The sequence below is a fragment of the Streptomyces albofaciens JCM 4342 genome (assembly GCF_008634025.1).
In the GTDB taxonomy this organism is placed as follows: domain Bacteria; phylum Actinomycetota; class Actinomycetes; order Streptomycetales; family Streptomycetaceae; genus Streptomyces; species Streptomyces albofaciens.
In genome coordinates, this window is record NZ_PDCM01000002.1 from 925,122 (window position 1) to 942,091 (window position 16,970).

Consider the following 16,970-nt stretch of genomic DNA (forward strand, 5'->3'; position numbering starts at 1 on the left):
GCCCGCCGGGGTACGGCGGACAGGGGGCGGTGCCGGAGTGTCAGCTCACCGGGGCCGGGTAGGTCGGGTACTCCACGCCGGAGACGTACTGCACGACGCGGATGACCTGGCACGAGTAGCCGAACTCGTTGTCGTACCAGAGGTAGAGGATCGCGTTGTCGCCGTCGACCTTGGTGGCGCCGGCGTCGATGATCGAGGCGTGGCGCGAGCCGATGAAGTCGCTCGACACCGCGTCGGGCGCGCTGATGAAGTCGATCTGGCGCTTGAGCGGCGAGGTCAGCGACACCTTGCGGAGGTGGTCGAGGACCTCCTCGCGGGTGGTCTCGCGCTCCAGCTGGAGGCTGAGGATCGCGATCGAGACGTCCGGCACCGGGACGCGGATCGAGCTGCCGGTGATCTTCGCGTCGAGGTCGGGCAGCGCCTTGGCGACGGCGGAGGCGGCGCCGGTCTCGGTGATGACCATGTTGAGCGGCGCGGAACGGCCGCGGCGGTCCGCCTTGTGGTAGTTGTCCAGCAGGTTCTGGTCATTGGTGAACGAGTGGACGGTCTCCACGTGACCGCGCCGTACGCCGTACTCGTCCGCCATCGCCTTCAGCGGCGGCACGATCGCGTTGGTGGTGCAGGACGCGCAGGACAGAATCGTTTCGTCCGGCTTGATCATGTCGTGGTTGACGCCGTGCACGACGTTGGGGACGTCGCCCTTGCCCGGCGCGGTCAGCACGACCTTCGCGACGCCGGGGCGCAGGTGCTTCGACAGGCCCTCGCGGTCGCGCCACTTGCCGGTGTTGTCGATGAGGATGGCGTCCTTGATGCCGTACGCCGTGTAGTCCACCGCCGACGGGTCGTCGGCGTAGATCACCTGGATCTCGTTGCCATTGGCGATGATCTTGTTGTTCGCCTCGTCGACGGTGATCGTGCCCTGGAACTGACCGTGGATCGAGTCCCGGCGCAGCAGCGAGGCGCGCTTGACGATGTCCTGGTCCCCACCGCCCCGTACGACGATGGCCCGCAGCCGCAGACCGTTGCCGGAACCGGTCTTCTCGATGAGCAGACGGGCCACGAGGCGGCCGATGCGGCCGAACCCGTAGAGGACGACATCGCGTCCGGCACGGCACTCGATCTTGTTCTCGCCCGTGGCACCGGCGACGGCCTCGGCGGTGAACTCCGCCACGGACAGCCCGCGGTCGTCGGTCCGGTACGTCGCGGCCAGCATGCCGATGTCGATCTGGGAAGGGCCGAGGTCCAGCGCGGTGAGCGCCTGGAGGAACGGCAGCGTCTCGGTGACCGAGAGCTCCTCACCGGCGATCTGCCGGGCGAATCGGTGCGTCTTCAGGATGCTGACCACCGACTTGTTCACCAGGGAGCGGCTGTGGAGCAGGACCGTGACGTCCCGCTCGCGGTGCAGCTTCCCGATGATCGGGATCATCGACTCCGCGATCTCCTCGCGGTTCTTCCAGTTTGTGAACGAGTCCTCGTTGACAGTCACAGGTCCATCTTTCGAGCTAGGCGGTGCTCAGATGCTAACCCCACCGCTCTTTCGTTGCTCAGGGGGTGGGTCGATGGGGCACTTTGCCGGATACGTGTGTCTGGTATGCGGGATTTCGGGCCGGTAGCTGTCGCCGACCGCTGCGCACGCCAGGAAGCCGGCGTCCGTCGTAGGCTGCGTTCCGACCGGAAGGACAGGAGGCCGCGGTGGGCGAGACCACGGTGCCCGAGGTGATGGCCGAGCTGGCCGGGCTGGCGGATCCGAAGACACGCGAAGTGAACGCGAGGCACGGCGACGATCACGGCGTGAACCTCGGCAAGCTGCGCGCGCTCGCGAAGCGGCTGAAGACGCAGCAGGAACTCGCGCGCGGACTCTGGGCGACGGGCGACAGCGCGGCGCGGCTGCTGGCGCTCCTGATCTGCCGCCCGAAGGCCTTCGGGCGCGACGAACTGGACGGCATGCTGCGCGAGGCGCGCACACCCAAGGTGCACGACTGGCTCGTGAACTACGTGGTGAAGAAGAATCCGCACGCCGAGGAGCTGCGCCTGGCCTGGTTTGCCGATCCGGACCCGGTGGTCGCGAGCGCCGGCTGGGCGCTGACCACCGAACGCGTGGCGAAGAAGCCCGCGGGCCTCGACCTGGCGGGGCTGCTCGACACCATCGAGGCGGAGATGCGGGACGCCCCGGACCGCCTCCAGTGGGCGATGAACCACTGCCTGGCGCAGATCGGGATCGCGCACGCGGAGCACCGCGCCCGCGCGATCGGCATCGGCGAGCGCCTGGAAGTGCTCACGGACTACCCGACCTCTGCGGGCTGCACATCGCCGTTCGCACCCGTCTGGATCAACGAGATGGTGCGCAGGCAGGGCGGTACGGCCGGGGGCTGACCAGCGACGGTTGCCGTACGGGCCGACGGCGCGCGGAAGCCGGGACCGGCGCGCACCGCACATGCGGACGCGCCGTGCCGGGCGGTCCGGCACGGCGCGTCCGCACGGTTCAGGAGCGGTGGTACGGGTTGGGGATCCGAAGGTCGGCGCCCAGCTCGCGGGCGGCGTTGCGGGCGAAGTACGGGTCGCGCAGCAGCTCGCGGCCGATGAGGACCGCGTCCGCCCGGCCGTCCACGACGATCTTCTCGGCCTGCTGCGCCTCGGTGATCAGGCCGACCGCGCCGACCGGCAGCCCGGTCTCCTTCTTGACCCGCTCGGCGAACGGCACCTGGTAGCCGGGCTCCACGGTGATCTTCACGTCGGGGGCGTTGCCGCCGGTGGAGGTGTCCAGCAGGTCCACCCCGTGCGCCTTGAGGTCCGCGGCGAAGCGCACGGTGTCGTCGGCGGTCCAGCCCTCGCGCTCGTCGTCCGCGTTCTCCGACAGCCAGTCGGTCGCCGAGATGCGGAACAGCAGCGGCAGCTCCTCGGGCCACACGGCCCGTACGGCGTCCACGACCTCCAGCGCGAAGCGGGTGCGGTTCTCGTAGGAGCCGCCGTACTCGTCCGTGCGCCGGTTGGTGTACGGCGAGAGGAACTCACCGATCAGGTAGCCGTGCGCGCCGTGGATCTCGGCCACCTGGAAGCCCGCCTCCAGCGCCCGCCGCGCGGTCGCGGCGAACTGCCCGACGATCTCCTCGATCTGCGCGGCCGACAGCTCCTCCGGGGTGGCGGAGGCGTCGTCGAACGGCAGCGGGCTCGGGCCCACCGGCTGCCACCCGTGGCCCTCGCCCGGGGCGATCGGGGCACCGCGGTCCACCCACGTGCGCTCGGTCGAGGCCTTGCGCCCGGCGTGCGCGATCTGGATGCCCGGGACGGACCCGTGCGCCTTCAGGAAGTCGGTGATCCGCCGGAACGCTGCGGTCTGGGTGTCGTTCCACAGCCCCAGGTCGTACGGGCTGATGCGCCCCTCGGGGCTCACCGCCGTCGCCTCGGTCAGGATCAGCCCCGTACCGCCGGCGGCCCGGGAGGCCAGGTGCTGGAAGTGCCAGTCGTTGGGCGCGCCCTGCTCCGGCCCGTCCGGCGCCGCCGAGTACATGCACATGGGAGCCATCCATATGCGGTTGGGGATGGTCAGCGACCGGAGGGTGAGGGGCTCGAACAGTGCGCTCACGACGGACTCCCGCGTTTGGGGTTGCTTCAACTTGACGCCTCGTACGATACCCCTCGTACTACGGAGGCTGTCAAACTACGAAGGGTTTCGTACATGCGGGGTGGGTGCGGCAGGCGGGCGGGACGGCCAGGCGGGGCGGGGTGATCGCGGGGGCGGGGGCAGGGAAGGGCGGGGAAGCGTGGGAGGGCGGCGCACCCAACGGCATGTGCGGGGATCGGCGCGTACGGGAATCGGGGCGCACGGGATGCGGCGCGCACGGGGGATGCGGCGCGTACGGAAACGGGGCGTACTGGACCGTGGCGTACGGAAACGGGGCCGGACCCCATGGGTCCAGCCCCGCACGTCGTACCGCGGCGCCCGCGTCGGCCGCCGCCACACCGCCGGGCCCGCGGCGTACCCCCGTATCGCCGCGGCCGACAGCTCGGCCCCCGGGCGACGCCCTGGGCCGGTCGGCTCACGATAGGACGCCCGCCGCCGCCCGTACGAGCGAATTTTGACGCCTCGGGCGAAGGCGCAGGTGAGGCGCGGCACGGCCGACGCGGGAGCGGTTCCACCGCCCAACAGCCGGAGAAGGACGCACTCATGGCCACCCGCGGCATCGGCCCGCAGGCGCCACGGTTTCCGGCATCGACGCGGCGACGGGGTTCTTCGCGACGGCGGCCGCCGTGCCGCCCGGATCACCGTGGCCCGGACGCCCGGCGGACCACGCGCCGACGCCGGCGGCGGCCCCGAGGCGGCGGTCGGCGCGCGCACGGTCGCACAGACATCCTGACCGCTTGCAGTGTTTCGATCCGCAAAACCGGGAAACACCAGAGTCGAAGCGTTTTGATCTTATTTGTGAACGAGGTGAGCTGCCATGGGAATCATCGCGTGGATTCTGATCGGGTTGCTGGCGGGTGCGATTGCGAAGGCGCTGATGCCCGGTAAGGACCCGGGCGGATGCCTCGTCACCATGCTGATCGGCATCGTCGGTGGCCTGCTGGGCGGCTGGCTGGGCAAGGTGATCTTCGGGGTGGAGTCGATCAACGGGTTCTTCCACCTCTCCACGTGGATCGCGGCCATCATCGGCTCGGTGATCGTCCTGGCGATCTACCGGGTGACCATCGGCCGCAACCAGCAACGCTGACCGGCGCGGCGGGACAAGGGAACACGGCGCCGCCGGAGAAACGGCGGCGGAAAGGGTGGAGGCCCCCTGGCGGCAGGGGGCCTCCACCCGTTTCGCCTCCACCCGTTTCGCCGCCGTCCTTTCCGCCGCCGTCCTTTCCGCCCTCGCCCTTTCGCTGGCCGCCCTTCCAGCAGCTGCCGGAAAACGGCCCTGACCTGCGCGGACAGTGCACCGGAGGGCCGTTGTCAGTGGTCGGGTGCAGACTGAGCGGTATCGGAGACAACGGCGTCCCGGAGGTGTTCCGACATGGCATCCGACACCACAGACGTGCTCCTCGCGGTGGGCACGCGCAAAGGGCTCTTCATCGGCCGGCGACGGCGCGGCGACTGGGAGCTGAGCGGACCGCACTTCGCCGCGCAGGCGGTCTACTCGATCGGCATCGACACCCGGCGCTCCACACCCCGGCTGCTGGCCGGCGCGGACAGCGCGCATTGGGGCCCCTCGGTCTTCCATTCCGACGACCTCGGCGAGACCTGGCGGGAGCCCTCCCGCCCCGCCGTCAAATACCCGCCCGACACGGGCACTTCCCTGGAGCGGGTGTGGCAGCTCCACCCCGCCGGACCGGCCGCTCCGGACGTGGTCTACGCCGGTACGGAGCCCGGCGGGCTGTTCCGGTCGGCGGACGGCGGCGAGACGTTCGAGCTCGTACGGCCCCTCTGGGACCACCCGACCCGCGAGCAGTGGGTGCCCGGCGGTGGCGGCCTCGCGGTCCACACGGTGATCACGGATCCGCGGGACGCGGACGCGGTGACGGTCGCGGTGTCCGCCGCGGGGGTGTTCCGCACGACGGACGGCGGCGCGAGCTGGGCCCCGTCGAACAGCGGCGTGAAGGCCGTGTTCCTGCCGGACCCGGACCCGGAGTTCGGGCAGTGCGTCCACAAGATCGCGCAGGATCCCGTGAACCGTGACCGGCTCTATCTGCAGAACCACTGGGGCGTTTACCGCAGTGACGACGCGGGCGCGCGGTGGACGGACATCGGCGGGGGCCTGCCCTCCGACTTCGGGTTCGCGACGGCGGCCCACCCCCGCCGGGCGGACGTCGCGTACGTCTTCCCCATCACCGCGGACATCGACCGGGTCCCGGCGGAGCACCGGTGCCGGGTGTTCCGCACCGAGGACGCCGGCACGACCTGGGAGCCGCTCGGCGACGGCCTGCCCCGCGAGGACCACTACGGCACGGTGCTCAGGGACGCGCTGTGCGTCGACGACTCCGACCCCGCGGGCGTCTATTTCGGCAACCGCAACGGAGAGGTCTTCGCCAGTGCCGACGACGGCGACACCTGGCGGCAACTCGCCTCGCACCTGCCGGACGTGCTCTGCGTACGGGCAGCCGCCGTCGGGTGACCGCCCGGGTGCGACGGGCCCGGCGACAGGAGGAAGAAGGGAGGTGAGCGGCTGGAAGAGCCGGCCGGGATCGGGCCATCGGTTGAAGTGGATCACCCTGCGGCCAGTAGGGTGACGTCGTGGCTGCACGACCTCTTCATGAAATCGTCGAACCCGGCTGGGCCAAGGCACTTGAGCCGGTCGCCGGGCAGATCGCCAGAATGGGCGAGTTCCTGCGGGCGGAGATCGCCGCGGGACGTACCTATCTCCCGGCCGGCAGTAATGTGCTGCGCGCCTTCCAACAGCCCTTCGACGACGTACGGGTGCTCATCGTCGGGCAGGACCCGTATCCGACCCCGGGGCACGCGGTGGGGCTGAGCTTCTCCGTCGCGCCGGACGTCCGCCCGCTGCCCGGAAGCCTGGAGAACATCTACCGCGAGATGGCCTCCGACCTGGGGCTGCCGCGGCCGTCCAACGGCGACCTCACCCCGTGGACGCGGCAGGGTGTGCTGCTGCTCAACCGGGCCCTGACGACGGCGCCGCGCAAGCCGGCGGCGCACCGGGGCAAGGGCTGGGAGGAGGTCACGGAGCAGGCCATCCGGGCCCTGGTCGCGCGCGGCCGCCCGATGGTTTCCATACTGTGGGGCCGTGACGCGCGCAATCTGCGTCCGCTGCTCGGCAACCTGCCGGCGGTGGAGTCCGCGCACCCCTCCCCCATGTCGGCCGACCGGGGTTTCTTCGGCTCGCGCCCGTTCAGCCGGACCAATGACCTGCTGGCGCGGCAGGGGGCCCAGCCGGTGGACTGGCGACTGCCCTGAGGCTCTCCGAGGCCGCGGGAGCGGCGGGATAGTGTGCCCGCATGACGAACGCGAACATCCCTGCGGGCTGGTACGCCGACCCGCAGGGCACGCCCGACCGGCTGCGCTGGTGGGACGGCTCCCGGTGGACCGAGCACACGCACCCGGGACAGCAGCCCCGGACTCCGGGTCCGAATGAGGGGCAGGCCGCCCACCAGGCCCCGGCCCAGGGTCCCGGACAGGCACACGCGGCCCCGGCTCAGCAGGCACCTCAGCAGGGCGGCCAGCCGTACGGGCAGCAGGGGTACGGGCAGCAGGGCCCCGGTCAGCAGATGCCGCAGCAGTACGCGCCGCAGGCGGCACAGCCGGTGGCAGTGGGGCAACAGGCGGCCGGTCAGCAGATGCCCGGCGGACAGCCGATGGCGCAGCCGATGCCGGGTGCGCAGCCCGGGTACGGACAGCCGGGCGGCGACCCCGGCAGGGTGCAGCACCAGGTCCAGCAGCAGGCCGGTGTCGCTCCCACCGCCCAGGGCGGCGGGACGCTGTTCACCGAGCCGGTCCTGGTGGTGAACCAGAAGGCCAAGCTGATCGAGGTGACGAACGAGTACAGCGTCTTCGACCAGCACGGCAACACCCTCGGCACGGTCGTCCAGGTCGGCCAGAGCACCGCGAAGAAGGTGCTGCGGATCGTTTCCAGCCTCGACCAGTACATGACCCACCGGCTGGAGATCCGGGACGCCTACGGGCAGCCGCAGCTGGCGCTCACCCGCCCCGCGAAGTTCATCAAGTCGAAGGTGCTGGTGGAGCGGCCCGACGGGCAGCCGGTCGGCGAGATCGTGCAGCAGAACGCCATCGGGAAGATCAACTTCGCGTTGATGGCGGGCGGGCAGCAGATCGGCGCCATCAAGGCGGAGAACTGGCGCGCCTGGAACTTCGCGATCGTCGACCACACCGACACCGAGGTCGCCCGGATCACCAAGACCTGGGAGGGGCTGGCCAAGACGATGTTCACCACCGCGGACAACTACGTCCTGCAGATCCACGTCCAGCTCCCCGAACCGCTGCGGAGCCTGGTCGTCGCCACGGCCCTGACCGTGGACACCGCCCTCAAACAGGACGCGCGCGGGCTTGGCTGAGTCCCGGGGCGGTGCGGCAGGTCCGGTGTCCGGCCATGTTCTCGGCGTGGACTCCGGCGGCTCCGGCCTGCGGATCGCCGTGGCCCGCGCGGACGAGGGGGACGCGCGGCCGCTCGCCTCGTACACCTCTCAGGAGCCCGTCGGCACCGGCCCGAAGGGCATGGACGCCCACCAGCTGCTCAAACAGCTGGTGCCCGCGGCCCAGGACCTGATGCGGGACACCGGTGCCCGGCAGCTGGACGCGGTGTGCGTCGGGGCGGCCGGCATGGCGACGCTCGGCGACGACCTGCGCGCCGAGCTGCCCGCGGCGCTGGCCGAGGCGTTCGGCGTACGGCGCCTGGCGCTGGCCGCCGACGCGGTGACCGCGTACGCCGGGGCGCTCGGCCAGACGCCGGGCGCCGTCGTCGCCGCCGGTACCGGCGTCATAGCGATGGGCACCGACCTCACGCCGACGGGCGGCTGGCGCCGTGCCGACGGCTGGGGGCACCTGCTGGGCGACTGCGGCAGCGGCGCCTGGATCGGCCGGGCCGGGCTGGAGGCCGCGCTGCGCGCCCACGACGGGCGGGCGGGCGGCTCGGCCGCGCTGCTGGCCCGTATGGAAGCGGTGTTCGGCCCGGCGGCGGACCTGCCCGGGGCCCTGTACCCGCGCACCGACCGGCCCGCCGTCCTGGCGTCCTTCGCGCCCGAGGTCGCCGCCTGCGCCGGACATGACACCGTGGCGACGGCGATCCTGAACGAGGCGGCACGCCACCTCGTGGAGGCGGCAGCGGCGGTCTGTCCTCCGGCGGCGGGCAGCGCGGTGGCCTTCACCGGCGGCCTGCTGCACCTGGGCGAGCCCTTGCTGACGCCGCTGCGCACCGCGTTCGCCGAGCTGCTCCCGCACGCCCGGCAGGTCCTGGCGGCGGGCGACCCCCTGGAGGGAGCGCTGCGCGTCGCCGCGGCGCTGGCGACGGACGGGTTGCGGCTGCCCAGGGACGAGAAGTTGCTGCGGGTCACGGAGTAGGCGCGGCCCCGACGGCGCCCGGTCCGGTGCAGGACGGCCGACGCTCTCCGGTGCAAGCCGGCCGACGCTCTCCGGTGCGGCCTGGCCGACGCCCAAGGGGTCCGGCCGCCACCGGACAGCATCCTCCGGTCCAATACGCGGACGAAGCGTTCACCCAGCGAGATCAGCACAGCAGCCCAGGACGTACTGCACCGCCCGCGCATATCGGAAGCGACACCCCGCGCGCCCCATAAATCCCGAAGTTGTCACGGTTCACCCGATACCCCGGGCGCACTCCTCCGCCTCCACAGGCCATGCGGCAGCACACCCGCCCCAGCGCGCGCAAGGCGCACTCCGAGGGCGCGGGACAACACGGGAGGCGCGGGCGTGCGGGCAGGCGTGCGGTCGGGCCGGAACCCCCCGCGCCGAGCCGTCGGGCATGTCGCCGTTCGCCGCCCGATCCGGCCTCTGACCTGGCCATACGCCGCGCGGGACAATTCGGGACGGATACCTCCCGACCGAACCCTCCCGCCGCGCGGGGGACCTATGAGGCGTTAGCATGCGACGCCATGAGTTCCCCCACTGGGCCCGCACCCGGCTCGCCCCGCTTTGACGAAGTTTCTCCGAGCTCGGGCGCCGCTCCCGGCCTGCCTGTACGAATGCCGCGTCCCCGGCAGTCCGGTCGGCACCGCCGCCCGGAGCCCGTCGTCGCGCCCGAGGGCGCGCCCGCCCTGGTCCTCGCCGTACCCGGCGCCCCCTCCGCCGCCGCGCGCGGCCTGGCGTCCGAGGTGACCAGCATCGCGCGCTCCGAGCTGCCCGGCCTCGACGCCCGGGTCGGCTACGTGGACGGCGGCGACGAGGAGTACCCGTCGCTGGAGGCCGTGCTCGCGCAGGCCGCCGCCGAGCAGAAGGCCCGCGTCGGCGACGGTGCGCGGCCCGAGCAGCAGGGCCCGCCCGCGGTGGTCGTCCCGCTGCTGGCCGGACCGGACAGCGCGCTGCTCCGGCGCATACGCCAGGCCATCATGAACAGCGGTTCGGCCGCCGAGCTGACCGATGTGCTCGGCCCGCACCCGCTGCTCGCCGAGGCCCTGCACGTACGCCTCTCCGAGGCCGGTCTGGCACGCGCCGACCGCGCCCGCCTGTTCACGGTCGCGACGGCCGCGGACGGCATCGTCCTCGCCACCGTCGGCGGCGACGAGGCGGTACAGGCCGCCGGGATCACCGGCATGCTGCTGTCCGCGCGCCTGGCCGTACCGGTGCTGGCCGCGGCGCTGGACGAGGAGGGCGCCATCGCGCGTACGGCCGACGAACTGCGCTCCTCGGGCTCGCAGCAGCTGGCCCTGGCCCCGTACCTGATCGGTCCCGAGATCGCCGACGGCCTGGTGGGGGCGGCGGCAGCGGAAGCGGGCTGCTCGGCCGCGGAGCCGCTGGGCGCGTACGGCACGGTCGGCCGCCTGGTGCTGTCGAACTACGCGTCGGCGCTGGGCATCAAGCTCCAGTCGGCGGGCCAGGGCACGCCGGTACGGTGACCGCCGCATGACGCCAGGGCCGCTTCCCGGTACGGGGAGCGGCCCTGCGGCTTACCGGCGGCTTCGGACTGCCGGCGGCCCGGACTCACCGGGCCCGCCCCGCCCGCCCCCTCTCAGACGAACACCACGCAGGAAGCAGCCGGCGCCTCGATCGCCCCGCCGCGTTCCGGCACGCCGGTGCGGGTGTCGACGGCGAACCAGGTCACGTCGCCCGAGCGCTCGTTGGCGGCGTACAGATGCCGTCCTCCGGGGTGCAGCGCCAGGTCGCGGGGCCAGTGTCCGCCGCACGGAACAGTGGTGACCAGGGAGACCCCCTCCATCGACGGGTCGATGGTGAGGACCGAGATGCTGTCGTGCCCCCGGTTGGCCGCCCAGGCGAAGCGGCCGTCGGGCGAGACGACCAGCTCGGAGGGGTAGTTGTCCGCCGCCTCCGCCTCCCCGGCCGTGTCCGCGTGCGCATCCGCGTCCGTGTGCGCGTCCGGCGGCAGGATCGCCGTCTCGGTCAGCGGTGTGAGGGTGCCGGTGGTGGCGTCCCAGCGGCAGGGCGTGACCGTGGAGGCCAGTTCGTTGACGACGTACGCGTGGCCGCCGCGCGGGTGGAAGGTGAGGTGCCGGGGTCCGCTGCCGGGCCGCAGCGGCACTTCGTGGCGTACGGCGAGCTGCCCGTCGGCCGTCGGGGGTTCGCAGACGCGTACGGAATCGGTGCCCAGGTCGACGCTGAGCAGCCAGCGGCCGGTGGGGTCGGGCACCACGGCGTGCGCGTGCGGGCCCTCCTGGCGGCCGGGGTGCGGGCCGCTCCCTTCGTGCCGGACCACGGCGGCCGGTTCGGCGAGGCCGCCGTCGGCCCGTACGGGCAGCGCGCTGACGCTGCCGGAGCTGTAGTTGGCCGTCATCAGGTGCCCGGCCCAGAGGGCGAGGTGGGTGGGGGCGGCGCCCCGCACCGGCACGGGCGCGCCGAGCGGCCGCGGCCCGTCCTCCGTGAGCGCGAAGGCGGCGGCCGCGCCGTCGGACGTCTCGCTCACCGCGTACAGGTGGCGTCCGTCGGGCGCGGGGACGAGGTAGCTGGGGTCGTCGACCTCGTCCGTGGCGTGCAGCGGGCTCAGGGCCCCCGACTCCGGGTCGACCGCCGCCGTGACGATCCCGCGCCCGCCCGCCGACGTGAACGACCCGATGTACGCCCGCCGCCCGTTGCCTGTCGTGCCCATCGGCTCCCCGCCTGCCCTTCGTCCGCCCTACACACCGTACGGAGTTGTACGCGTACGCGCCGACGCTAACAGCCCGCCGGGGGCGCCAGGAGGGCTCGCCCGGCCTCAGGCGTCGGCCAGCGGTGCCCGTGGGTGGCTGCGCAGCGGCGCGGCGAGTTCGGCCAGCGCTCGTTCCAGGCCGTGGAGGTGGGCGAGGGCCGGCTCCAGGGCGGGCGGGTGCGGGGCGGCGGCCGGGTTGGCGGCCGCCGCTTCGCGGGCCTGCTGAGGCGTGGTGAGCGCTTCGACGGCGGCTTCCACGCGCTGGCAGGCGGCGGTGAGACGGGCGTCGTGCGAGGCCTCGGGGTCGGCGGCGACGGCCGCCAGACCGCGTACCTCGCGGGCACAGTCGTCCAGCAGCGCCAGCACCCGCCGCGCCCGCTCCTTGCGCGCGCGCATCGGAGCCAGCGGGTGCACCAGCGGCGAGAGCGAGAGGCGTACGCGGCGCAGCAGCAGCTCCAGCTCGGCGACGAGCGGGGCCGGGTCGGCCGTGGCGCTGCCGGCGATGCGCGCGGCGGCCTCGGCGGTGCAGCGGTGCACACAGCGCAGGGCGCGCTGGATCCAGGCGTCCGTCGTGGAGTGCGTGGTGACGGGCAGCACCACCAGGACGGCCAGCATCACGCTCAGCACACCGACGCCGGTCTCGGCGAGGCGCAGCGCGAGCAGGCCGGGGTCCAGCACGCCGAGCAGCCCGTACAGCAGGGCGACCAGCAAGGTCACCGCGAGCATGTTCCAGGTGTAGGAGACCGGCGACGCGTAGAAGATCGAGAAGACGCAGACGGCGATCAGGGCGGCGGTGGGCGCCACGGCGCCGTGCAGCGGTACGGCGATCAGCAGCCCGGCGGGGATGCCGAGCAGCGTGCCCAGCATCCGGCGGAAGCCACGGACCACGGTCTCACCGCGCGAGGCGGTGTTGACGAAGATCCACCAGGTGGCGCCGACGGCCCAGTACCAGCGTTCGTGGGAGATCAGCTGGCCCGCCAGCAGGGCGAAGGCCCCGGCGGCGGTCGCCTGGAGCGCCTGGCGGGTCGTCGCCCGGGCGAGTCCCCTGCCGCCGGAGAGGGCCGGTGCGGCGGGCGGGGGCGTACGGCGCTCGTAGCACCACAGGCCGAAGCGGACGACCGAGCAGGCCACGAGGGAGAGCGCGGTGGCGGCGTACAGCTCGGGCAGCTGCTCCGGGACCGTACGCAGGAACTGCGCCTCGAAGAACGACATGAACGCGAAGATGCCGAGGGCGTTGCCGCGCGGCCCCCACCGGCGGGCGTAGACGCCGACGCCGACCATGGCGAGGAAGGCCACGTCCCGGACGACGGGGTGATCGTGCAGTAGCGCCGCCGCGGCGAGGACCGGGAAGCCGGCCAGGGGCAGCAGGGCCGTGGTGACCATCTGGCCGCGGACCGTCGTATCCGCCACGGTGAACAGGGCGAGCAGCGCGGCGAGCCCGCCCACCACGGCGCCGACCAGCGAGTGCCCGACGAGGCCGCACACGGCCACCGCCGCCGCGACGCCCAGGACGGCCCGGGTGGCGCTGCGCAGCCGCAGCCGCCCCGGATCCGGCGCCATGAACACCCTCTTCACCACGGTTTCCCACCCTTCTGCGAGTCAGCTCGGTATGCCGGCCGCGGACCGGCGGCGCCGCGCGGCGCCGGTTTTCCGCATCAAAAAAGCGCCGCGGGATCGGATCCGCAGCGCCATCGACCGGCCTATGACAACATCAACACTACCGTTGGCTCAACAGAGTCCCTGAACACTGAGCCATTGGCCCAGGAGAGACGGGTGGTCTCGGGCCAGAAGGTGGCCAATGGCGCGGCTCATTGCCCGGTGCACGCATCGCCCACGCTCACCGCCGCCCCGCCGCAGCCCTCACCGCTGCCCCGCCGCCGCCCTCACCGCCTCTGCGCCACCGCCTTCCCGTCGCTGCCCTCGCCACCGCCCCGTCCGCACCTCTCCGCCCGCGCCTCCCCGCACCGAGCTCCGCCTCACTCGCGCCCCGCTCGCGCCCCACGCGTCTCATCCGAGCGTCCACATCGCGGAACACCCTGACCGCGTGCATCCCCCACGCATTACCCTCGTCGTCATGTCCGCACCCGCACGCCTCCTCTGTCTCGCGCTCTTCGCGAACTCGGCCTGGTGCGTCGACGACGGGCTCTGTCGCGGCTGAAGCCCGCCGCCTGGGCCTGCCCGCCGAGTCCCGCCCGCCCGTGCCGTACGGCACGGTGTCGGCGTAGGTGAATCCTCCTCCGCTCCCCCGGAGACCTTCCCGGGGCGACGTGCGCCCGAGGCACCCCGGAAACCTCCGCCCGCCGTTCTCTTTCCCCGCTCACCTTCACGGAGCCCGCTGTGACCACAGCACCCCCTGATCCGATCGTCGAGGCCCCCCGCCCGGCCCCGGCCCTGCTCGCCCCCTCCCCCACCTCCGTGCCCCGCCCGGCGGCCCCCGAGGCGCCGCCGGTCCGCCGGGTGCCGCTGGTCGTCGGCCTGCTGATCGCCACGGCGCTCACGGGCTTCGTCTTCGCCTCGTACGGCGCGAAGCCGGGCGTCCTGCTGCTGCTCGGGCTCGGCCTGGGAGTGGCCCTGTTCCACTCGCGGTTCGGGTTCACCTCGGCGTGGCGGCAGTTCGTCGCCGTGGGCAACGGCTCCGGGCTGCGGGCCCACGCGCTGCTGCTCGGTACGACGGCGACGCTGTTCGCCCTGGTCATCGGGACGAGCACCGGGCTGTTCGGCGCGACCCCCGCGCCGTCCGGCGGGCCGCTGGGCGTCGGGCTGCTCCTCGGCTCGTTCGTGTTCGCCGTCGGTATGCAGCTGGGCGGCGCCTGCGCCTCGGGCACGCTGTTCGCGGTGGGGTCCGGACAGACGTCGATCGTGCTGACCCTGGGCGGGTTCATCGCCGGTTCGACGCTGGCCGCCTGGCAGTTCGACCTGTGGAAGGACCTCCCCGCGTACGAGCCCGTGGTGTTCGCCGACCACATCGGCTGGTTCGGCTCGTGGGCCGTCACCCTCCTGGCGCTGGCCGTCATCGTGGTCGTCAGCCGGGCGGTCCAGGCGCGCCGCAACCCGCCGCCGACCGGCCCGGTGCCGTCGGCGAGGACCACGGCCGCCCGGGTGCTGCGCGGCTCCTGGCCGCTGGCGGCCGGTGCCGTGGTACTGGCGGTGCTGGGCGGCGGCGTCCTTCTCGTCTCCGGTGGCGCGTGGGGTGTGACCAGCGCGTTCAGCCTGTGGGGCGCGAAGCTGGTGAGCGCGCTCGGCGGGCATCCGGAGACCTGGTCGTACTGGCAGAAGCCGGCGAACGCGCACGCGCTGTCCGGGCCGGTGCTGGCCGACAAGACGAGCCTCACCGACATCGGCATCATGATCGGCGCCGCGGTGGCCGCCGCGCTGGGCGGCACCTGGGCGCTGCACCGGGGCACCCCGTGGCGCACCGCGGTCGCGGCCGTCGTGGGCGGCGTGCTGATGGGCATCGGTGCCCGGCTGGCCGGCGGCTGCAACATCGGCGCCTACCTCGCCGGCATCGCCTCCGGCAGCCTGCACGGGTGGATCTGGGGCGCGACGGCCCTGCTCGGCACCTGGGCGGGCCTGAAGCTGCGGCCCGTCTTCCGGCTGGCCAACCCGAAACCGGGCGACGGTGTCTGCTGAGGGGTGAGGGGCTGGGGTGAGGGGTGAGGGGCTCTGAGGTGAGGGGTGAGGGACTACGGGCGCGGGCTACGGACTACGGGGGCGGGCTGCGGGGGCGGCCTACGGACTACGGGCGCGGGCTGCGGGCTGCGGGCTGCGGGCTGCGGGCTGCGGGCTGCGGGCTGCGGGCTGCGGGCCAACGGCTCACCTCGTCCCTCGCCACCAGGCCATTGGTACAGTCACCGGACCCCGCCCCGCCCCCCGAGGAGGCCGTTGGCCCATGGCCGTGGACACGCTCGACGCGAAGATCCTCCGGCTGCTGCTGGAGCAGCCCCGCACCAGCGTGCGGGAGTACGCCCGCATCCTCGGCATCGCCCGGGGCACCGTGCAGGCGCGGCTGGACCGGCTGGAGCGGGACGGGGTGATCACGGCGTACGGGCCGCGCCTGTCGCCCGCCGCGCTCGGCCACCCCGTGCTCGCCTTCGTCCACATCGAGGTCACCCAGGGGCACCTGGAGGACATCGCCGAGGCGCTGGCCGAGGTGCCCGAGATCATCGAGGCGTTCTCCACGACCGGCGGCGGTGACCTCCTGACCCGGGTGGTCGCGCGGGACGCGGCGCACTTGGAGGACGTGATCCAGCGGTTGATCAGCATGCCGGGCGTGGTGCGCACACGGACCGAGGTGGCGCTGCGCGAGCGGGTGCCGCACCGGATGCTGCCGCTGGTCGAAGCCGTGGGCGGCACCGCCGGGCAGCGCTGAGGACGCCCTTGGCATGCTGGGGGCCATGAGCATTTCCGCCAGCACCTCCCCCGCCTCGGCCGCGTCCGGCCCCGGCTCTCCCACCCCCGGCTCCCCCGCCTCCGTGATCTTCGACCTGGACGGCACGCTCGTGGACAGCGAGCCGAACTACTTCGAGGCGACGCGCAGCGTGCTCGCCCGGCACGGCGTGACCGGCTTCACCTGGGAGGACCACACCCGCTTCATCGGCATCGGCTCCCGCGAGACGCTGGAGACGCTCAAGCGGGAGCACGCCATCGCCGCGCCCCTCGACGACCTGCTGGCCGACAAGAACCGCGCCTATCTGGAGCGGGCTCGGGCGCACACCGAGGTCTTCCCGGAGATGCGGAAGTTCGTGGAGTTGCTGCACGCCGCCGGGCATCCGCTGGCGGTGGCCTCCGGCTCCTCGCGCCATGCGATCGAGGCGGTGCTCGGCAGCACCGGCCTGGACGCGCAGTTGACCGTGCTCGTCTCGGCCGAGGAGGTCGGGCAGGGCAAGCCCGCGCCGGACATCTTCCTGGAGGCGGCGCGCCGGCTGGGCGCGCCGCCGCGGGAGTGCGTGGTGCTGGAGGACGCGCCGCCCGGCGCGGAGGCCGCGCACCGGGCGGGCATGCGGTGCGTCGCGATCCCGTACGTACCGGAAACGGCGACGGACCGGTCCTTCGGCAGCGCCGGGCTGTTCTTCCCGGGCGGGCAGCGGGAGTTCACGGCGGAGGCCGCGTACCGGTGGATCACGGCGGCCGAGAGCTGACGGCCGGGGACTGTGCGTCCCCGGCCGGGGGCTGCCCGCCCTGGCCGGGGACCGGCCGAGGCTGCTCGCCCTG

Annotated in this window: 14 protein-coding genes; 10 read left to right on the forward strand and 4 right to left on the reverse strand. The window is 73.3% G+C overall.

Translation table 11 applies throughout. The features are described 5' to 3' along the window. Positions 1 to 40 precede the first annotated feature (40 nt). Positions 41 to 1,486, reverse strand: coding sequence for a glyceraldehyde-3-phosphate dehydrogenase (locus CP973_RS24450; protein WP_150245180.1), 1,446 nt, complete (start codon positions 1,484 to 1,486; stop codon positions 41 to 43). Positions 1,487 to 1,719: 233 nt separating this feature from the next. Here CP973_RS24450 and CP973_RS24455 point away from each other — a divergent pair, with 233 nt between their 5' ends. Next, positions 1,720 to 2,373: a DNA alkylation repair protein gene (locus tag CP973_RS24455; RefSeq protein ID WP_150250180.1), complete on the forward strand. Its 654-nt coding sequence runs from the start codon at positions 1,720 to 1,722 to the stop codon at positions 2,371 to 2,373. Positions 2,374 to 2,482: 109 nt separating this feature from the next. Here the strand turns inward: CP973_RS24455 and CP973_RS24460 are convergent, their stop codons facing one another. After that, the gene (locus tag CP973_RS24460) at positions 2,483 to 3,583 is read right to left on the reverse strand and encodes an NADH:flavin oxidoreductase/NADH oxidase (RefSeq protein ID WP_150245182.1); all 1,101 of its coding nucleotides are present in this window, start codon (positions 3,581 to 3,583) and stop codon (positions 2,483 to 2,485) included. An 856-nt stretch (positions 3,584 to 4,439) separates the two neighbouring features. Between CP973_RS24460 and CP973_RS24465 the strand changes: the two genes are divergently transcribed. The 6 genes from CP973_RS24465 to CP973_RS24490 all read left to right on the forward strand — a co-directional run bounded on the left by CP973_RS24465 (position 4,440) and on the right by CP973_RS24490 (position 10,515). Then, entirely contained in the window at positions 4,440 to 4,709 is a 270-nt protein-coding gene (locus tag CP973_RS24465) for a GlsB/YeaQ/YmgE family stress response membrane protein (protein WP_030370086.1), read from the forward strand. 285 nt (positions 4,710 to 4,994) lie between these two features. Continuing rightward, positions 4,995 to 6,092, forward strand: coding sequence for a WD40/YVTN/BNR-like repeat-containing protein (locus tag CP973_RS24470; RefSeq protein WP_150245185.1), 1,098 nt, complete (start codon positions 4,995 to 4,997; stop codon positions 6,090 to 6,092). 119 nt (positions 6,093 to 6,211) lie between these two features. Continuing rightward, positions 6,212 to 6,889: a uracil-DNA glycosylase gene (locus CP973_RS24475; protein WP_150245188.1), complete on the forward strand. Its 678-nt coding sequence runs from the start codon at positions 6,212 to 6,214 to the stop codon at positions 6,887 to 6,889. A gap of 41 nt (positions 6,890 to 6,930) precedes the next feature. Then, positions 6,931 to 8,004 (forward strand): LURP-one-related family protein, encoded by a 1,074-nt coding sequence (locus tag CP973_RS24480; protein WP_150245191.1) that lies wholly within the window; start codon positions 6,931 to 6,933, stop codon positions 8,002 to 8,004. 25 nt (positions 8,005 to 8,029) lie between these two features. Further along, entirely contained in the window at positions 8,030 to 9,007 is a 978-nt protein-coding gene (locus CP973_RS24485) for an N-acetylglucosamine kinase (RefSeq protein WP_244409979.1), read from the forward strand. Positions 9,008 to 9,645: 638 nt separating this feature from the next. Next, positions 9,646 to 10,515: a sirohydrochlorin chelatase gene (locus CP973_RS24490; protein ID WP_150245195.1), complete on the forward strand. Its 870-nt coding sequence runs from the start codon at positions 9,646 to 9,648 to the stop codon at positions 10,513 to 10,515. A gap of 113 nt (positions 10,516 to 10,628) precedes the next feature. Here the strand turns inward: CP973_RS24490 and CP973_RS24495 are convergent, their stop codons facing one another. Both CP973_RS24495 and CP973_RS24500 read right to left on the reverse strand, forming a co-directional pair. After that, positions 10,629 to 11,720, reverse strand: a complete 1,092-nt coding sequence (locus CP973_RS24495) for a lactonase family protein (RefSeq protein WP_150245197.1) — start codon at positions 11,718 to 11,720, stop codon at positions 10,629 to 10,631. Positions 11,721 to 11,825: 105 nt separating this feature from the next. Further along, entirely contained in the window at positions 11,826 to 13,337 is a 1,512-nt protein-coding gene (locus tag CP973_RS24500) for an FUSC family protein (protein WP_150245200.1), read from the reverse strand. A 759-nt stretch (positions 13,338 to 14,096) separates the two neighbouring features. On the opposite strand from CP973_RS24500, the gene CP973_RS24505 reads away from it, so the two are divergent. From CP973_RS24505 to CP973_RS24515, 3 genes are all read left to right on the forward strand, one after another. After that, positions 14,097 to 15,389: a YeeE/YedE family protein gene (locus tag CP973_RS24505; protein WP_150245203.1), complete on the forward strand. Its 1,293-nt coding sequence runs from the start codon at positions 14,097 to 14,099 to the stop codon at positions 15,387 to 15,389. A 259-nt stretch (positions 15,390 to 15,648) separates the two neighbouring features. Continuing rightward, positions 15,649 to 16,128, forward strand: a complete 480-nt coding sequence (locus tag CP973_RS24510; protein WP_150245206.1) for an Lrp/AsnC family transcriptional regulator — start codon at positions 15,649 to 15,651, stop codon at positions 16,126 to 16,128. 25 nt (positions 16,129 to 16,153) lie between these two features. Then, the gene (locus tag CP973_RS24515) at positions 16,154 to 16,897 is read left to right on the forward strand and encodes an HAD family hydrolase (RefSeq protein WP_244409980.1); all 744 of its coding nucleotides are present in this window, start codon (positions 16,154 to 16,156) and stop codon (positions 16,895 to 16,897) included. Positions 16,898 to 16,970 lie beyond the last annotated feature (73 nt).

Bases quoted from the DNA above. Each gene is read 5' to 3' on its own strand.
- CP973_RS24455 (WP_150250180.1), top strand. From the start codon at position 1,720: ATGGCCGAGCTGGCCGGGCTGGCGGATCCGAAGACACGCGAAGTGAAC.
- CP973_RS24465 (WP_030370086.1), top strand. From the start codon at position 4,440: ATGGGAATCATCGCGTGGATTCTGATCGGGTTGCTGGCGGGTGCGATT.
- CP973_RS24470 (WP_150245185.1), top strand. From the start codon at position 4,995: ATGGCATCCGACACCACAGACGTGCTCCTCGCGGTGGGCACGCGCAAA.
- CP973_RS24480 (WP_150245191.1), top strand. From the start codon at position 6,931: ATGACGAACGCGAACATCCCTGCGGGCTGGTACGCCGACCCGCAGGGC.
- CP973_RS24490 (WP_150245195.1), top strand. From the start codon at position 9,646: ATGCCGCGTCCCCGGCAGTCCGGTCGGCACCGCCGCCCGGAGCCCGTC.
- CP973_RS24495 (WP_150245197.1), bottom strand. From the start codon at position 11,720: ATGGGCACGACAGGCAACGGGCGGCGGGCGTACATCGGGTCGTTCACG.
- CP973_RS24510 (WP_150245206.1), top strand. From the start codon at position 15,649: ATGGCCGTGGACACGCTCGACGCGAAGATCCTCCGGCTGCTGCTGGAG.
- CP973_RS24515 (WP_244409980.1), top strand. From the start codon at position 16,154: ATGAGCATTTCCGCCAGCACCTCCCCCGCCTCGGCCGCGTCCGGCCCC.